The following is a 15,336-nucleotide window of genomic DNA, read 5'->3' as shown; positions in this document are numbered from 1 at the left end:
GTTAGCTTCATTAGATTTTTCTGAAACTTATGAAAAATTCAAAATAAAAGATGAAATGAATGATATTAAAAATGACATGAGAATAGTACACCAGACCTTTCATAGTTTTGTATCCAAAACAAGTTTTATAACAGAAGCATTTTTCAAAACCCGTAATCAGAAAAGTATTGACGATATTCTTGAAGTATTAGCTGATATTGCGAAACAAATATTTGATGTAAAGTATGTAGCAATTTCAGTATTTGATAATGATTTTAGAGTTAAAAAATTTATTACACGTGGCATAGATGAAAATACAAAAAGATTAATTGGTAAATATCCGGAAGGGAAAGGTTTGTTGGGATATCTTCATAAAACAAAGCAAACATTAATGCTCGATGATTTATCAAAACATTCCCATTCGTATGGTTTCCCAGCAAATCATCCTGCTATGAAGACACTACTTGCAACGCCATTAATTCACGAAAATAAAAGTTATGGTAATCTATATGTTTCTGAAAAGAATAACGGTCAACCATTTAATGAAGAAGATAAAAAGTTTATTGAAATGCTTGCTGTTATTGTAGTTAGTAATATAATTCATTTTGAATTTATTGAGTACATAACTCAAAGAAATTCTATATTAAAGAAAGAATCAGAAAATCTTAAAGATTTGTTAAAAAAAATATCAGATAGAAATTTCGTCATTGATTTTAATATTGATCATTTTGAAGACGAGAACAATAAATTGATATTAGAATATATACAATTTATGGTATACTCATTAAAAGATATCCTCAAGCAGGTGCGAGACGTAACGGATACACTTGCAAGTTCTACAAATCAAAGTTCTGCAACAACAGAAGAACTTAATGTTACACTTAAAAATCAATCAGTAGAAATAAACGAAATAACAACTTCCGCAGACCAGATGAATATTGCTATTCATTCAAATGCCGAAAATGCTATTCAAACAGCAAATAAAGTTTCTACAAATGGAAGAATAATAAAAGATAGCATTTATGAAATTGGAGAAACTATTGATAAAGTTAAACAAATAACAAGTTTTGTTCAGCGTGCAACTGAAAAATTAGAAGAACTCGGAAAATCCACAGAATCAATAACGGGAATATTACAAGTAATTGATGAAATAGCCGAACAAACGAATTTACTGGCATTAAATGCAGCTATAGAAGCAGCAAGAGCAGGAGAACATGGAAGAGGGTTTGCAGTTGTGGCAGATGAAGTACGCAAATTAGCCGAACGTTCTTCAAAATCGACAAAAGAAATTGGGGATATAATAAATGCCATTAAAAAGGAATCACATAATGTAATTGAGTCAATGAATGATGGCAACAAAAAAGTACTGGAAATAATTAAACTTATAGAAAAATCACAAAAATCACTCGAAAAAATTCCAGCTGATATAGAAGAAGTAATTGAGCTCATCAATCAAATAGCCGCAGCAAGCGAAGAACAATCTTCTACTTCAAAACAGGTTTATGAAAATGTAGAAAATATTTCAAATATGATAGAGCAATCAGTCCAAGCACTTTCACAAATTGCAGTTGGTTCGAATGATCTAACTAAACTCGCAATTAACTTACAGGAATTATTAAGTATGTTTAAATTATCTGAATCAGAGAAAGAAATTAAACAATTTGCTGAAGGTAATTTTAAAATAGATGATTTCGATTTTTCAGCTGCAAAATTAGCGCACCGTCAATGGAAAATTAGATTATCCAATGTAATTTTAGGCAAAGAAATTGTAGAACCCCGTGTGGCTGGTAATTATAAAGGTTGTTCACTTGGCAAATGGTATTACAGTTCGGGTTATGCTTTCTTTAAAAATGAACCTGAATTTATTGATTTAGAAAAATATCATATTGAATTACATAAGGTAGCAGAAGAAATAATCAATCATGTTAATAATGGTAATAAAGAATTAGCAAAAAGTAAATTAACTGAGATTGAAGAGTATAGTGACGAAATAGTTAATTTATTAAGTAAATTAGAAATAAAATCAACAAAGTATAAAAATTCCCTGTTGAGTTCGGTTATGAAGTAATTGCTTTTATGAAGACTAAATTTGATGTGTAAATAATTTGTGTAAATGTTTAATTAATGGTTTGAGCGTAATCAGAGAGTCCCGCTTGCAGCGGGATAATGTTGAGTGAACGTAGCGATTCCGTCAGGAGACGGACAAGTCCGACACAGACGGATAAGTCCGACACAGACGGACAGGACCCCGCCTATCGCGGGGCAAACTCCTTGGAATTGTTGAGGGAGCGAAGCGATTCCGTCAGGGGACGGACAGGCTCCCGCCCCATAGCGATTTGCATAGCGCAGCGGGAAGACTCTCCTCATAAAAGAATCCGGTTGATTAATTAATAATTATGCTGAGCTTGTCGAAGCACGGATGCTGAGCTTGTCGAAGCACGGATGCTGAGCTTGTCGAAGCACGAAACGTATCCCATAAGCTTCACAATGTCCTTCCCGCAATTCTAATGACATTAATTCTCACGGTTTTATTGATTCCTCAGTTTTCCTTTAATTTGGAAAAATCATCTTAACCACTGTTTATAAGCTCAATCAACTTCCTAATTTGTTTACCGCTTCCCAAAAAAGTAGATATAAACCGGAAAAATGCTTATCATCTATTTGCTGTTTCGAATACATTTGTTTTATAAAGATTCATGCGCACAAGAATGGGTTAATAATTACTCATTAAAATAGATGGAAAAATGGAATCGATAACAAAAAATATCTGGATTCTTCTGACTTTAATTATTCCCGGATTATTTACTTACGGCATATGGCGGATATTGATGCTTCTTTATCCGCTTGCAAAAATCAGTTCCGAATCGCTCGGGCGGATAGACGATTCCGCATTGGTATCGGCGAGTATTATTACTGCTATTGCGTTAGTCCAGCAGTCGGCAGGTCTTGTAATCGAATCGTTATTGTATGCGCTGGTCTTAAAAAGAAAAGAGAAATGGGTTAATACATATGCGGTCATTTGCAAAAGATTCGAACTGGAAGCTGCAGGCAAACTCGATGAGAACACGAAAAGAATTATAGGAAATTTCTTTTTGTCCGTAAATATGAGCGTGGGATTAATACTGCTAATCATTTATTTCATGGCTTACGAAGGCTTGTCGTTCAATCATTGGATTCCCATTACGCTGATAATGCTAATTGCCGCGTCCTTTACGGCTTCGGTTTTCAGACTCCTTAATGCCGCCAGAGCTGTTTCGGTGTATGCGCCGGAAAATAAGATTTGATTTTGAAAATTAATTCGTTAAATTGCCATAGAGTGTCTTATAATCCGAATAAATTATTGGGGGGCTTCAGTTAGATCGACTTCTGCGCTTTTCCGGTTCAATCAGCTGATGAATTAATTTTTTGACGGCTGAATTATTAAAGGAGAAATCAATTGCAAAGACTGAAGTCGAACGTTAATCCCAACTCGCCGGAATTTAAACGAAACGCCGCTCAATACCGCGAATTAGTTGAACAATTCCACAGGCGCATCGAACAGGTCAAAAACGGAGCATCAAAAGAAGCCGTCGAAAAACACAAAGCCAGAGGCAAACTTCTTCCCAGAGAAAGAGTCGAACGCCTGATTGATCCCGATACTCCTTTCCTGGAACTGAGCCAATTGGCGGCGTTCGACCAATACGACAATCAATTCCCATCCGCCGGAATTATAACCGGTATCGGAATTATTCACGGGAGGGAAGCGGTTATTGTAGCCAACGACGCAACGGTTAAAGGCGGAACTTATATTAAAGAAACTATAAAAAAGCATTTGAGGGCTCAGGAAATTGCAATTGAAAACAATCTGCCATGCGTTTATCTGGTCGACTCGGGCGGGGTTTTTCTGCCGCAGCAAGCCGAAGTTTTTCCCGACAGGGATCATTTCGGAAGAATTTTTTACAATCAGGCGAGATTGTCGAGATTGGGCATTCCTCAGATTTCAATAGTAATGGGTTCGTGCACAGCCGGCGGCGCGTACGTACCCGCTATGTCGGATGAAACCATTATAGTTAAAAATCAGGGAACTATTTTTATAGGAGGTCCCCCTTTGGTTAAAGCCGCTACAGGCGAAGAAGTTACCGCTGAAGAACTCGGCGGCGCCGACGTTCATACGAGAATTTCCGGCGTGTCCGACCATCTGGCGGAAGACGACGTTCACGCTTTGAAAATATGCAGATCTGTTTTTGAAACGCTGCCCAAAAACAAAAAACAATTCGTAAACATTGCCGCTCCCGAAGAGCCGTACTACGATCCGAATGAACTTTACGGAATTATTCCGCTTGATATTAAAAAGCAAGTGGACGCGCGAGAAATTATAGCGCGTATCGCGGACGGCAGCAGATTCCATGAATTCAAAGCCCGCTACGCTCCTACAATTGTTACCGGTTTTGCGCGCATTATGGGATTTACTGTCGGTATAATCGCCAATAACGGCATTCTCTTTTCGGAGTCTTCTCTCAAAGGAGCTCATTTTATCGAGCTGTGCGCTCAGCGTAAAGTTCCGATTGTTTTTCTTCAGAACATAACCGGCTTTATTGTAGGAAAGCAATACGAACACGGAGGAATTGCTCGGGACGGCGCCAAACTTGTTCATGCAGTTGCAAATGCGGACGTTCCGAAATTTACAATTGTAACAGGCGGGTCGTTCGGAGCGGGCAATTATGCAATGGCGGGACGAGCGTTCAATCCGAGACTCCTTTTTATGTGGCCCAATTCCCGAATATCGGTAATGGGCGGGCAGCAGGCGGCTAGCGTTTTGATTCAGATTAAAGAAGCTCAATTGAAAAAAGAACGCGGTAAAGCTTTGAATGAAGAAGAAAAAGAAAAACTGTTGAACGAAATTCTCGAAAGTTATGAATACGAAAGCTCGCCTTATTTTTCGACTTCTAGATTGTGGGACGACGGAATAATAGATCCTCTTGATACCAGAAAAATTCTTGCTCTCGGAATTTCTATGTCGTTGAATAAACCGATTCCCGAACCGCGTTACGGCGTTTTCAGAATGTAGGAGTATCAGATGAAAAATTATAAAACAATCAACTTTATCCGTGAAGGCGGAATTTATTTCATTGTATTAAACAGACCGGAAATACATAACGCTTTCGACGATTTAATGATTGAGGAATTGATTGACGCAATTGATACTGCGGAAACGGAAGACTGTCGTTTACTCGCATTTAAAGGCAACGGCGAATCGTTTTGCGCCGGCGCCGACCTGAACTGGATGAAGAAAATGGCTCAGTACGATTATAATACGAATCTCGAAGACAGCAAAAAACTGTCCAAATTAATCGATAAAATATATTCGTTTGCCAAACCGACTATTGCGCTTGTGCACGGCGCCGTCATCGGCGGGGGAAACGGCATCGTTGCGGCATGCGATCTTGTTATCGCAGAAGAAAATTCTTTCTTTGTGCTGAGCGAAGTTAAAATCGGATTGGCGCCTGCGGTTATCAGTCCTTACGTTATCAAAAGAATCGGCGAATTTAACGCGCGCTATTTAATGCTTTCAGGCAAAAGAATAGACGCTTTCGAAGCAAATAAAATGGGACTTGTGAATTTAGTCGTCAAACAAAATGAAGTTGATAAAGTATACAAAGAAAACGTCGAGCTGTTTTTGCGATCCGCTCCAGAGGCTGTCAAAATATGCAAGAAATTGATTCGCGATATCGTAAACGTTTACAGCTACGAAGAAGCCGGAAATATTACCGCAAAAATTATTGCCGAGATGCGAGTTTCCCCAGAAGGGCAGGAAGGGATGAACAGTTTTCTTGAAAAACGAAAACCTTCCTGGCGTAAAAATAAATAAATTTATTGCCGGAAAATTTATGATAAAAAAAATCCTGATTGCCAATCGATCGGAAATAGCCGTCCGAATTATTCAAACTGCCCGCGAAATGGATATCAAAACCGTTACGATTTATTCTTCGGACGACCGCAATTCTTATTATAACAGAATTTCCGACGAATCCGTTTTTATAGGCGATGGAAGTTTGAAGGATACTTATTTGAATATCGATAAAATAATTGAAGCGGCAAAAAATTCCGGCGCCGACGCCATCCATCCCGGCTACGGATTTTTGGCTGAGAACGCCGATTTTGCGCAGGCGTGCGTCGACAACAATTTGATTTTTATCGGTCCCTCGCCGCAGGCAATTCGAACTATGGGAAATAAATTAAACGCGAGAAAATTAGCCGGGCGCTTAAACGTGCCGGTTCTTAAAGGAATTACAGGCGACGTTAATACTATCTTAAAAGGCGCGGATAATCTTGAATTCCCATTGATTATTAAAGCTGTGGCAGGCGGAGGCGGCAAAGGAATGCGAATTATTAATTCCAAAAACGAACTGCCCGGCGCGCTCGAAGCCGCAGGAAGGGAAGCCAAAAGCTATTTCGGTGACGGAACCGTTTACGTCGAAAAATATATAGCCAAACCGAAACATATCGAATTTCAAATCCTGGGAGATAAATTCGGCAAACTTATACACTTGAACGAACGGGAATGCACAATTCAACGCAGATATCAAAAAATTATCGAAGAATCGCCTTCGCCTTCTGTTAGTGAGGATTTAAGAGTTAAAATGGGAAACGACGCTCTTAAATTAGCCCGCGAGATAAATTATTATAACGCGGGGACTGTCGAATTTCTGTTGGATGAAAAAGGACGTTATTATTTTCTTGAAATGAATACCCGCATTCAGGTGGAGCATCCGGTTACCGAATTTGTTACTGGTATCGATTTGGTTAAGCATCAAATACTGATTGCTTCCGGCGAACGACTCGATCTCGATACAATAGACCCGAGAGGGCATGCGATTGAATGCCGGATATACGCCGAAAATCCGTTGACTAATTTCAGTCCCTCGCCGGGATTTATCAATTTCATTAAGCTTCCGTACGGCGCGGGCGTAAGGAACGATACCGGAATAATCGAGCCCTCAGTAATTCAACCGCATTACGATCCGATGATTTCAAAGTTAATTACTTACGGAGAGAGCAGAGAAGACGCTGTCGATAAAATGATTTATTCGCTTAAAAATTACATTGTACACGGTATCGACACCAACATCGAATACCTTCTGGCAATTCTGGAAAACAATAAATTCAGAAACAATCAATTCTACACCGACTTTTGCAAAACGGAGGAAGCAAATTTAAAAGAACATCTGAATAAAAAGAGAAATGCGTTAGAAGTCGAAATACCGACTGCAATTTATGCGGCAAAAAAATTAAGCGCCAAAGACGAAATAAAAAACGGAGAAGCTATTGATAACGAATTTAATGTGTGGAAGATTATCGGCAGTCTTTAAATAAGGGAGAATGAATGCAAGAAAATTTAAACATAGACGGAAAAGAACTCGCCGTTTCCGCGCGGAAATTATCCGGTAATAAAATTTTTATTAAAGCGGGACAGAAAGAAATAGAAGCGGAAATTTTATATGCCGGCGAAAACGAATTGATTTTGCTTGTCGACGGCAAAAAATATCGCTGTTTTATATCCGCATATCGAGATAAAGTATTTATCACGCTGGACGGAATAAATTATCAACTGCATAGGAATGAATCCGACGACTATTACGGTTCGGTCGACGCTAAGGGCGGAGAAGAAGAAATCAAATCTCCGATCCCCGGTAAGGTCGTAAAAGTTTGCGTCGAAAAAGGAGCGAAACTGAAAGCGTGCGATTTGTTGATAATTGTAGAGGCTATGAAAATGGAAAATAATATCTACGCTCCGTTTGATTTATACGTTGAAAATATATTTGTTCAAGAGGGCGAAAACGTCGATACGGAGAAAACATTAATTAAAACAAAACCAATTACGGCGGGGCAAGATTATGAAAAATAAACTTCGCATTGCAAATGCGGGAGGATTCTGGGGCGACGATCTAAAAGCATTCAACAGACAGATAACGCATGGCGAAATAGATTATCTGACGATGGACTTTCTTGCGGAAATTACGATGAGCATTCTTAAAAAACAGATGATGAAAAATCCCGGACTCGGCTATGTAACCGATTTTATTGATCAGATAAAAGAAAACGCCGGATTGATAGCAGAGAAGGGGATTGTCGTTATTACGAATGCCGGCGGCATCAATCCCGTTGCATGCGGCAAAAAAATTACCGAAGTTTTGAAAGATTTGAATATCGACCTGAAAGTGGCTGTTGTCTACGGCGACGATATTGTCGACAAGATTAACGAATATTATCCCGAAAAAGCTTCGTTCCGGAATATCGAAACGGGAGAAAATTTCGAATCGGTAAAAGATAAATTACAGACTGCGAATGTATATCTGGGAGCAAAACCGATTGTGGAAGCGTTGAAAAAAGGAGCGCAAATTATAATTACCGGCAGGGTTACGGATACATCGATTACTATGGCTCCGATGATTTATGAATTCGGGTGGAGTTATGACGACTGGGACAAGCTCGCTTCGGGAATTGTAGCCGGTCACATTATCGAATGCGGCGCTCAGGCTTCGGGCGGAAATTTTTCAGACTGGCATAAGATAGACAAATGGGACAATTTCGGATATCCGATTGTCGAAGTTTATCCCGACGGCGAATTCGTAGTGACAAAACACGATAATACGGGCGGCAGCGTAACAATAAATACGGTTAAAGAACAATTGCTTTACGAAATGGGAAATCCTTCCGAATATATTTCGCCCGATGTAATTGCGGATTTCAAATCGATAGAACTTGTTCAGGAAGATATCGACAGAGTGCGCGTCAAAAATATTAAAGGCAAGCCTTCTACCCCTTTTTATAAAGTGTCGATGGCATACGAAGACGGATATAAAATAGAAGGCTCGGTAATTGTAAGCGGACCCGGCGTTCTACGCAAAGCGGAGAAAATCAAAGAGATTTTCTGGAGCAGACTGGAAATCGATTTTGAAAGAACCAATACCGAATTTGTAGGGTTTAACGCGTGCCACGGTTCGCTTGCAGAGTACGATGATGCAAACGAAATATTGTTGCGCTTCAGCGCTTACGATTACGATTTGAATAAATTGAATGAATTCTCGAAACAAATAGCTCCTTTGATTCTTAGCTCGCCTCCCGGAATTGCAGTCACTGGCGGGCGTCCCAGACCTCGAAGCGTAATTACGTACTGGCCGGCTCTTATACCTAAATCCGTAGTTAAAGCTTATCTTCTTTTCTTCCCGGAGGATAAATTTGAAATCGAGACGGTTACCGGCTTTGAAAAAGAAATTGAGAACGGCGGCAGCGAGGCGCAAATTTCAGCCGGAGTTGAATCGTTTGTGCCCGGATTGCCGGAGGATGCGGATACGCCGGTAAGATTTTACGACCTTTGCCTGGCAAGGTCGGGCGATAAAGGCGATACGGCAAATATCGGAGTAATTGCAAGGAACGAAAAAATTTATCGTTTCCTTAAAGATTATCTTACCGCCGATTATATGAAATATCTTTTCAGGGATTTGTGTAAAGGCAAAGTTGTAAGGTACGAATTGCCAAACCTTAATGCGTTTAATTTTTTGCTGGAAAAATCGCTCGACGGCGGAGGCACCCGTTCTTTGAAAATCGACGCTCAGGGTAAAACTTATGCCCAGGCGTTTCTTAATCAAAAAATTTCCGTACCGGGCCGTCTTCTCAAAGATTAACAAAATAGGGAGGTTCCATGAATTTCGAATTGGGCAGCGATTATGAAATGTTGAGGAATTCGGTAAGAGATTTTGCGGAAAATGAGATTCGTCCGGTTGCAAAACAACTCGACGAAAAAGAGGAGTTCTCGCTTGAGATTACAAAAAAGATGGGGGAGATGGGATTTCTGGGCATAACGGTATCGCCCGAATTCGGCGGACAGGGACTCGATTATTTATCGTATATAATTATTGTCGAAGAGCTTGCCAGAGTAGACGCCTCGCAGGCGGCTACTGTTGCCGCTCATAATTCGCTCGGAACCGGCCCGATTTTCAGATACGGCTCTAAAGAACAGAAACTTAAATATCTTCCCAAATTAACAAGCGGAAATGCGCTTTGGGCTTTCGGTTTGACCGAACCGGATGCGGGTTCGGATTCAAACGGAACAAATACATCCGCCGGCAAAACTAAGAACGGCTGGATTTTGAACGGGCAGAAGACATTCATTACAAACGGCGACACTCCTTTGACAATCGGCGCCACAATTAAAGCTCGAACCGGAATTAAAGAGAAAGATCATAAAGAATTCAGCTGCTTTCTTCTTGAAACAGGAACGCCCGGTTTTACAACTTCCTCCTTAAAGGGCAAAATGATGTGGCGCGCCTCGAACACAGCCGAATTGTTTATGAGCGACTGCTTCGTGCCCGAAGAAAATTTATTGGGAAAAATCGGCGAGGGTTCCAAAATTATGCTTTCGACGCTCGATTCCGGAAGACTTGCAATAGCCGCTATGGGATTGGGCTGCGCTCAGGGAGCTTTCGAACTGGCTCTTAAATATTCGAAGACCAGAAAACAGTTCGGACAATTTATTGGCAATTTCGAAGTAAACTCGTTTAAGCTGGCGGATATGGCGATGAAAATCGAATTGGCAAGAACTTTCCTGTATAAAGCTTGCTGGCTGAAAGACAATAAAAAACCTTTTACCACCGAAGCGGCAATGGCAAAGTTATATTGCTCGGAAATTGCGCGCGAAATTGCCGACGAAGCTCTTCAGATTCACGGCGGCTACGGTCTGATGAAAGAATATGAAATAGAGCGTTTTTACAGAGACCAGCGGCTATTGCAGATAGGCGAAGGCACTTCGGAAATTCAAAGGATTGTAATAGCGCGCCATCTGGGGCTGAATCCGATATTTTAGCGTTCCAGCATTTTATAATCCTGAGCGCGGAACAGTTCGCCTGCCGTCGAATAGTCGTCCAGCAATGCCGGCACGAGCGCGCCCGGCAATACGGTTTCCACTTCGAACCAGGCATCTTTACCGCCCATATCCGTTTTCAGCCAGCCGGGATCGAGTAAATTTGCAAGAACGTTATCCTTTTTTAATTCTCCTGCAATGTCTTTGGTATATTTATCGATTGCAGCTTTCGATATCGAATAGGGCGCAAGCTGAGGTTGATTCTCAATTCCTGAAGTAACGTTAATTATTCTGCCCCATTTATTCTTTCTCATCATCGGCGCAAATGCCGAACATAATCTGATTACAGTCCAAACGTTTACTTCAAATATTTTTTTATACTCGTCGATGTCGATTCTGAAAAAATCTTCATTGTATTTGCTCATTATTGCCGCATTATTGTAAAGAATTTCTACCGTTCCGATTTTTTCTTTTATCTCGGATATCATTCCGTCGACTTGTTTTTCGTCGGATAGCTCGGCTTCGACCGATATAAAATTTACGCCGTATTTTTTTATCAGATTTTCCGTCGCGGTTAGATTCGATTTACTTCGGGCATGAAGAATCAAGTTACACTTTCTTTCCGCCAGTCCGATTGCAATTTGTCTTCCAACTCCCCGGCTGGCTCCGGTTACCAGAGCCCATTTGTTTTCTAAGGTTTTCATAATAAATTTCTTTTTTTAATACAAAGATAATAAAACAGGATATTTTTGTTGCATTTAGAAGAAGTTATTTTTAGTTTGACGTATCATTCAATTGAGGGAAGAGTGAAAAAGACATATCCGTTGTTAATGGGATTTATTTTGATGGTAAGCATTAAAGCTCAATCGGTATCGATTGAAGGAAAATCTGCGCTCGGTTTTACATTGGGTACGTATCTGAACTCGGAAAAAAACAGTGTTTCTGCCGCTTATAACGTTACCGCTTCTGCTACGGGATTTATGGGGAGTTTGTTTTACAGTAATTGGCTGCAGGAAAACTTATCGATACGTTTCAGCCTCGGATTTTTAAACGGTTCCGCCGATGTTAAAGTGGACGGCTGGAACACAGGGCAGAGCGCCAGCAGCGTAGTGCCGTTATTGATGGGAGTCAATTATTATTTCATTGACGAAAATCCCGGCAAAATAAGACCTTTTGCGGGATTGGCTGCGGGCGTTTATATCGGAAGCGAAGCAAAAAATTCTATTGTTCAGACGTCCGCACGGTCGGAATCGGTATTCGGAGTGAAACCTCTGGCCGGAATCGATTTTATTCTGGGTAAGCATTTCATCATGGGAGCGGAAGCAGGTTACAATCTGATGACGGATTTCAAAGATTCGGTAGGCGGAAGAAAAAATTACAGCGGCGGGGATATTGCATTCAGATTCATCTATCTGTTTTGATTCCTCAGAAGATCGTTGATTTTTTCCGAAATTTCTTCGAGTCCTTTAGTTAATTCTTTAATGCGAGCTTCGAGTTTTTGAATCCTGTAAGATTCGTTTGATTCTCTGCCTCCGAGAAGCCAGTTTAAATCGCACCCGAGCTTCAGAAATTTCATAAGTATTCTGGAGCCGGGTTCTCTTTTTCCGCTTATGTATTGTTGCAATTGCTGCGGCGAAATTTCCATCGCGTCTGCGAGCTTCTTCAAAGTGCCGAATTTCCTTCTGGCAAAAAGACGTATCCGCTCGCCCATGAACTGATGCTGTTCGTCTTCGTCGAATAAATCGAGCGTCTCTTCCTCTTGTTCGTTGAATAACCTTAATTCATACTGATAATTATCCAGAACGTCTTTAATTTGAGTATAAAGCTCGTCGTCGAGAGCCGATGAGTCGTGAAGCAGATAATTGAGCGTATGCGTTTTAAGTCCTAATTGTCCTGCCAGGTGATTAATGCTAATCCCCAGTGTTTTGATCAGGGTCAATATTTCCTGTCTTCTGTCCATTCAGACGGATTGTTTTGTACGCAAAATAGTAAAATTTTCCACAAATAGTTAATATTAAATTAATTGCATTGGAAACATAAATTATTTTTGATGTAATTCTTAATTCGATATTTTAGAAACCATGAAATTATTTTCTTTTACAGAAGATCATAAATATATACTCAAGATAGCTCTTCCGGCTATTGCGGGACTTTCCACACAGATGGTGGTTTCGATGGTCGACACCGCTATGGTAGGTCGACTTCCCGACGCGAAATACTATCTGGCAGCTATGGGAATCGGGGTTTTTGCAACGTGGGCTGTGGTGAGTTTTTTTTCGAGTCTCGCTACCGGCACTCACGTTGTAATTGCCAGACGATACGGTGAAAAAAATTACGAAGGCTGCGGCAAAGTATTGAATACGTCGCTTGCGCTTGCCACGATGATCGGACTTCTAATCAGTTCTCTCGTTATAGTTTTTGCCGATACGATAGCAAATTTTCTGGCGGTCGACGACAAAGTCGCTTTTTACGCCGGCGAATATCTCCATTACAGGTTCCTCGGCATTCCGTTTTTCCTGATGACCGTATCGTACAGAGGCTTTTATTTCGGTATCGGTAAAACTAAAATCTTTATGTTTTCGGGAATCATCGCCAATTTCTTAAATATTATCTTTAACTATATTTTCATATACGGCATGTTCGGGATTGAAGGGATGGGACTTGCAGGCGCAGGTTTGGGTTCTACATTGGCGACCGTATGCGACGCGCTTTTCTATTTCGGAGTGTCTGTTCTGCCTTCTTACAGAAGAACGTACAAATATTTCAGGAATCTCCGGTTTGTGCCCGAAATAGCTAAATCGATTATAAAAATTTCGCTGCCAGTTTCGATCCAGAATGTTTTTATTCTGGTTGGTTTTCTTAGCTTTATTTCGATTACAGGATTGATCGGCACTCTGGAACAGGCTGCAAGCAACGTAGTGTTTACTGCTCTCTTGATTTCTCTGATGCCGTGTTTCGGATTCGGGATAGCCGTTCAAACTCTGGTGGGAAATAATCTCGGAAGAGGCGATACCGAACGCGCCCGGCATTACGGATTCGAAACCAGCAAATTGGCGGCTTTATATACTTTGCTGGTCGGCATTATTTTCCTTGCGGCGCCGAGAATTGTTTTGATTCTTACGACGAACGACGCCAATGTAATCGATACCGCCGCGCCAGCATTGAGGATTGCCGGGTTCGGACAAATTTTCTATTCTTTCGGAGTAGTGCTTGCAAACGGTCTTCAAGCCGCGGGCAAAACGTTTTTTGTGATGGTGGCCGAGGTAATTTCGAACTGGCTTGTTTTTGTGCCCATCGCATATCTGCTCGGAGTAGTCTTTAAACTCGGTTTGATCGGCGCCTGGCTGGCTCTGCCTTTCTATGTCATTCTTTATGCGGGAATCATTTACATTAAATTCAAATACGGCAACTGGCAGACTTACAAAAAAGTATAGCAAATAAATACTTGACAATCTTAATATCTTCCGATATATTTGACAAGGAAATATGAAAACAAAACTGACCATATTGACTTTATTGATTTCCGCAACTCTTCTTTATGCGCCTACAACCATTCTCGAGTTCAAAGCGGAAAGTCAGGATAACAACGTTCTAATTACCTGGAAAACTTCGAGCGAAGTTAATCTTAGTCATTTCGAAATCGAACGCAGAACGGTTACAGGTCAGTTTATGTTTCTCGCCAGAGTAGAACCTGAACCAGACAAAAGCTACGAATACGTCGATCAAACGGCATTCAAATCGACCGACGCGGTTTATGCGTATCGTCTTAAAATCGTAGACAAAGACGGACAGACAGCTTACAGCGCTCCGTATAACGTTGTGCACAGAGTATCGAGCGTTAAACGCACGTGGGGCAGTATCAAAGCTTTGTTCCGCTGATTTTCTTTATGATCGACAAAACAATCCCAATTTATCTTGCTTCGAAATCTCCCCGCAGACGAAAACTGCTTAAATTGATGAACCTAAATTTCAAAGCGTTTTCCGTCGACGTTAATGAAGATATTCAAGACGGCGAGCATCCGGCTAAAACCGTCAAGCGTCTGGCGCTGGATAAATTCAACGCCGCTTCTAAAAAAGTGAAAGAGGGAATTCTAATCACCGCCGACACTATCGTAGTTTTTAAAAAAGAAATACTGGGAAAACCCCGGTCAAAAAAAGAAGCCTTTGAAATGCTATCGAAACTGAGCGGGAATACTCACACGGTTTATACCGGATTTGTGGTTGCAAATTTATCGAACGGCAAAAAAATAGTTGATTACGAAAAAACAAAAGTTACTTTCAGAAAATTAGAGCGCAAGGAAATTCTGAATTATATCGCAAGCGGCAGTCCGATGGATAAAGCCGGCTCTTACGGAATTCAGGACGACTATGGCGCGCTCTTCATTTCAAAAATTGACGGCTGCTATTATAACGTTGTAGGTTTGCCAATTGCAAAAGTATATAAAGCCATTCTGGATATTACGCGATAATTTTTTCAAATCCTGGCAATAGTATAGTTATTTTGTCGATTATTCACT

At 40.7% G+C, this 15,336-nt stretch carries 14 protein-coding genes; 12 read left to right on the top strand and 2 right to left on the bottom strand.

The features are described 5' to 3' along the window. The 8 genes from ACSSWA_RS11695 to ACSSWA_RS11660 form a co-directional block, all read left to right on the top strand. On the top strand, positions 1-2,047 hold a 2,047-nt coding region (locus ACSSWA_RS11695; protein ID WP_437356756.1), incomplete at its 5' end, for a methyl-accepting chemotaxis protein. 676 nt (positions 2,048-2,723) lie between these two features. Next, complete coding sequence (locus ACSSWA_RS11690) at positions 2,724-3,263, top strand: hypothetical protein (protein WP_437356755.1); 540 nt, start codon at positions 2,724-2,726, stop codon at positions 3,261-3,263. A 152-nt stretch (positions 3,264-3,415) separates the two neighbouring features. Next, positions 3,416-5,026 carry a carboxyl transferase domain-containing protein gene (locus ACSSWA_RS11685; protein WP_437356754.1) on the top strand — a complete coding sequence of 537 codons (1,611 nt, stop codon included), beginning with the start codon at positions 3,416-3,418 and terminating at the stop codon, positions 5,024-5,026. Between the two features lie 9 nt (positions 5,027-5,035). Further along, entirely contained in the window at positions 5,036-5,827 is a 792-nt protein-coding gene (locus ACSSWA_RS11680; RefSeq protein ID WP_437356753.1) for an enoyl-CoA hydratase-related protein, read from the top strand. A gap of 19 nt (positions 5,828-5,846) precedes the next feature. Continuing rightward, positions 5,847-7,328: an acetyl-CoA carboxylase biotin carboxylase subunit gene (locus ACSSWA_RS11675; RefSeq protein ID WP_437356752.1), complete on the top strand. Its 1,482-nt coding sequence runs from the start codon at positions 5,847-5,849 to the stop codon at positions 7,326-7,328. Positions 7,329-7,342: 14 nt separating this feature from the next. Beyond that, entirely contained in the window at positions 7,343-7,864 is a 522-nt protein-coding gene (locus ACSSWA_RS11670; protein WP_437356751.1) for a biotin/lipoyl-containing protein, read from the top strand. After that, complete coding sequence (locus ACSSWA_RS11665; protein WP_437356750.1) at positions 7,854-9,644, top strand: acyclic terpene utilization AtuA family protein; 1,791 nt, start codon at positions 7,854-7,856, stop codon at positions 9,642-9,644. Before ACSSWA_RS11670 ends, ACSSWA_RS11665 begins: the two co-directional genes overlap by 11 nt. Positions 9,645-9,661: 17 nt before the next feature. Continuing rightward, positions 9,662-10,822 (top strand): acyl-CoA dehydrogenase family protein, encoded by a 1,161-nt coding sequence (locus tag ACSSWA_RS11660; protein WP_437356749.1) that lies wholly within the window; start codon positions 9,662-9,664, stop codon positions 10,820-10,822. Here ACSSWA_RS11660 and ACSSWA_RS11655 read toward each other — a convergent pair. Then, a complete protein-coding gene (locus ACSSWA_RS11655) occupies positions 10,819-11,523 on the bottom strand; it encodes an SDR family NAD(P)-dependent oxidoreductase (protein WP_437356748.1) in 705 nt (234 codons plus the stop codon). The genes ACSSWA_RS11660 and ACSSWA_RS11655 overlap by 4 nt on opposite strands. A 102-nt stretch (positions 11,524-11,625) precedes the next feature. Here ACSSWA_RS11655 and ACSSWA_RS11650 point away from each other — a divergent pair, with 102 nt between their 5' ends. Then, a complete protein-coding gene (locus tag ACSSWA_RS11650) occupies positions 11,626-12,240 on the top strand; it encodes a hypothetical protein (protein ID WP_437356747.1) in 615 nt (204 codons plus the stop codon). Here ACSSWA_RS11650 and ACSSWA_RS11645 read toward each other — a convergent pair. Then, entirely contained in the window at positions 12,228-12,779 is a 552-nt protein-coding gene (locus tag ACSSWA_RS11645) for a helix-turn-helix domain-containing protein (RefSeq protein ID WP_437356746.1), read from the bottom strand. The two genes, ACSSWA_RS11650 and ACSSWA_RS11645, sit on opposite strands and share 13 nt — an antisense overlap. Positions 12,780-12,900: 121 nt before the next feature. Here ACSSWA_RS11645 and ACSSWA_RS11640 point away from each other — a divergent pair, with 121 nt between their 5' ends. From ACSSWA_RS11640 to ACSSWA_RS11630, 3 genes are read left to right on the top strand one after another with little or no spacing between them, the layout of a single operon-like run. Continuing rightward, positions 12,901-14,253 (top strand): MATE family efflux transporter, encoded by a 1,353-nt coding sequence (locus ACSSWA_RS11640; protein ID WP_437356745.1) that lies wholly within the window; start codon positions 12,901-12,903, stop codon positions 14,251-14,253. Between the two features lie 52 nt (positions 14,254-14,305). Next, complete coding sequence (locus ACSSWA_RS11635) at positions 14,306-14,698, top strand: hypothetical protein (protein ID WP_437356744.1); 393 nt, start codon at positions 14,306-14,308, stop codon at positions 14,696-14,698. Between the two features lie 8 nt (positions 14,699-14,706). Beyond that, a complete protein-coding gene (locus tag ACSSWA_RS11630) occupies positions 14,707-15,288 on the top strand; it encodes a Maf family protein (protein WP_437356743.1) in 582 nt (193 codons plus the stop codon). Positions 15,289-15,336 lie beyond the last annotated feature (48 nt).

It is taken from the genome of Melioribacter sp. Ez-97 (assembly GCF_051488665.1).
GTDB lineage: Bacteria > Bacteroidota > Ignavibacteria > Ignavibacteriales > Melioribacteraceae > Melioribacter.
Note: the sequence above shows the minus strand (reverse complement) of the source record. Positions and strands in the feature narration are given on the sequence as shown.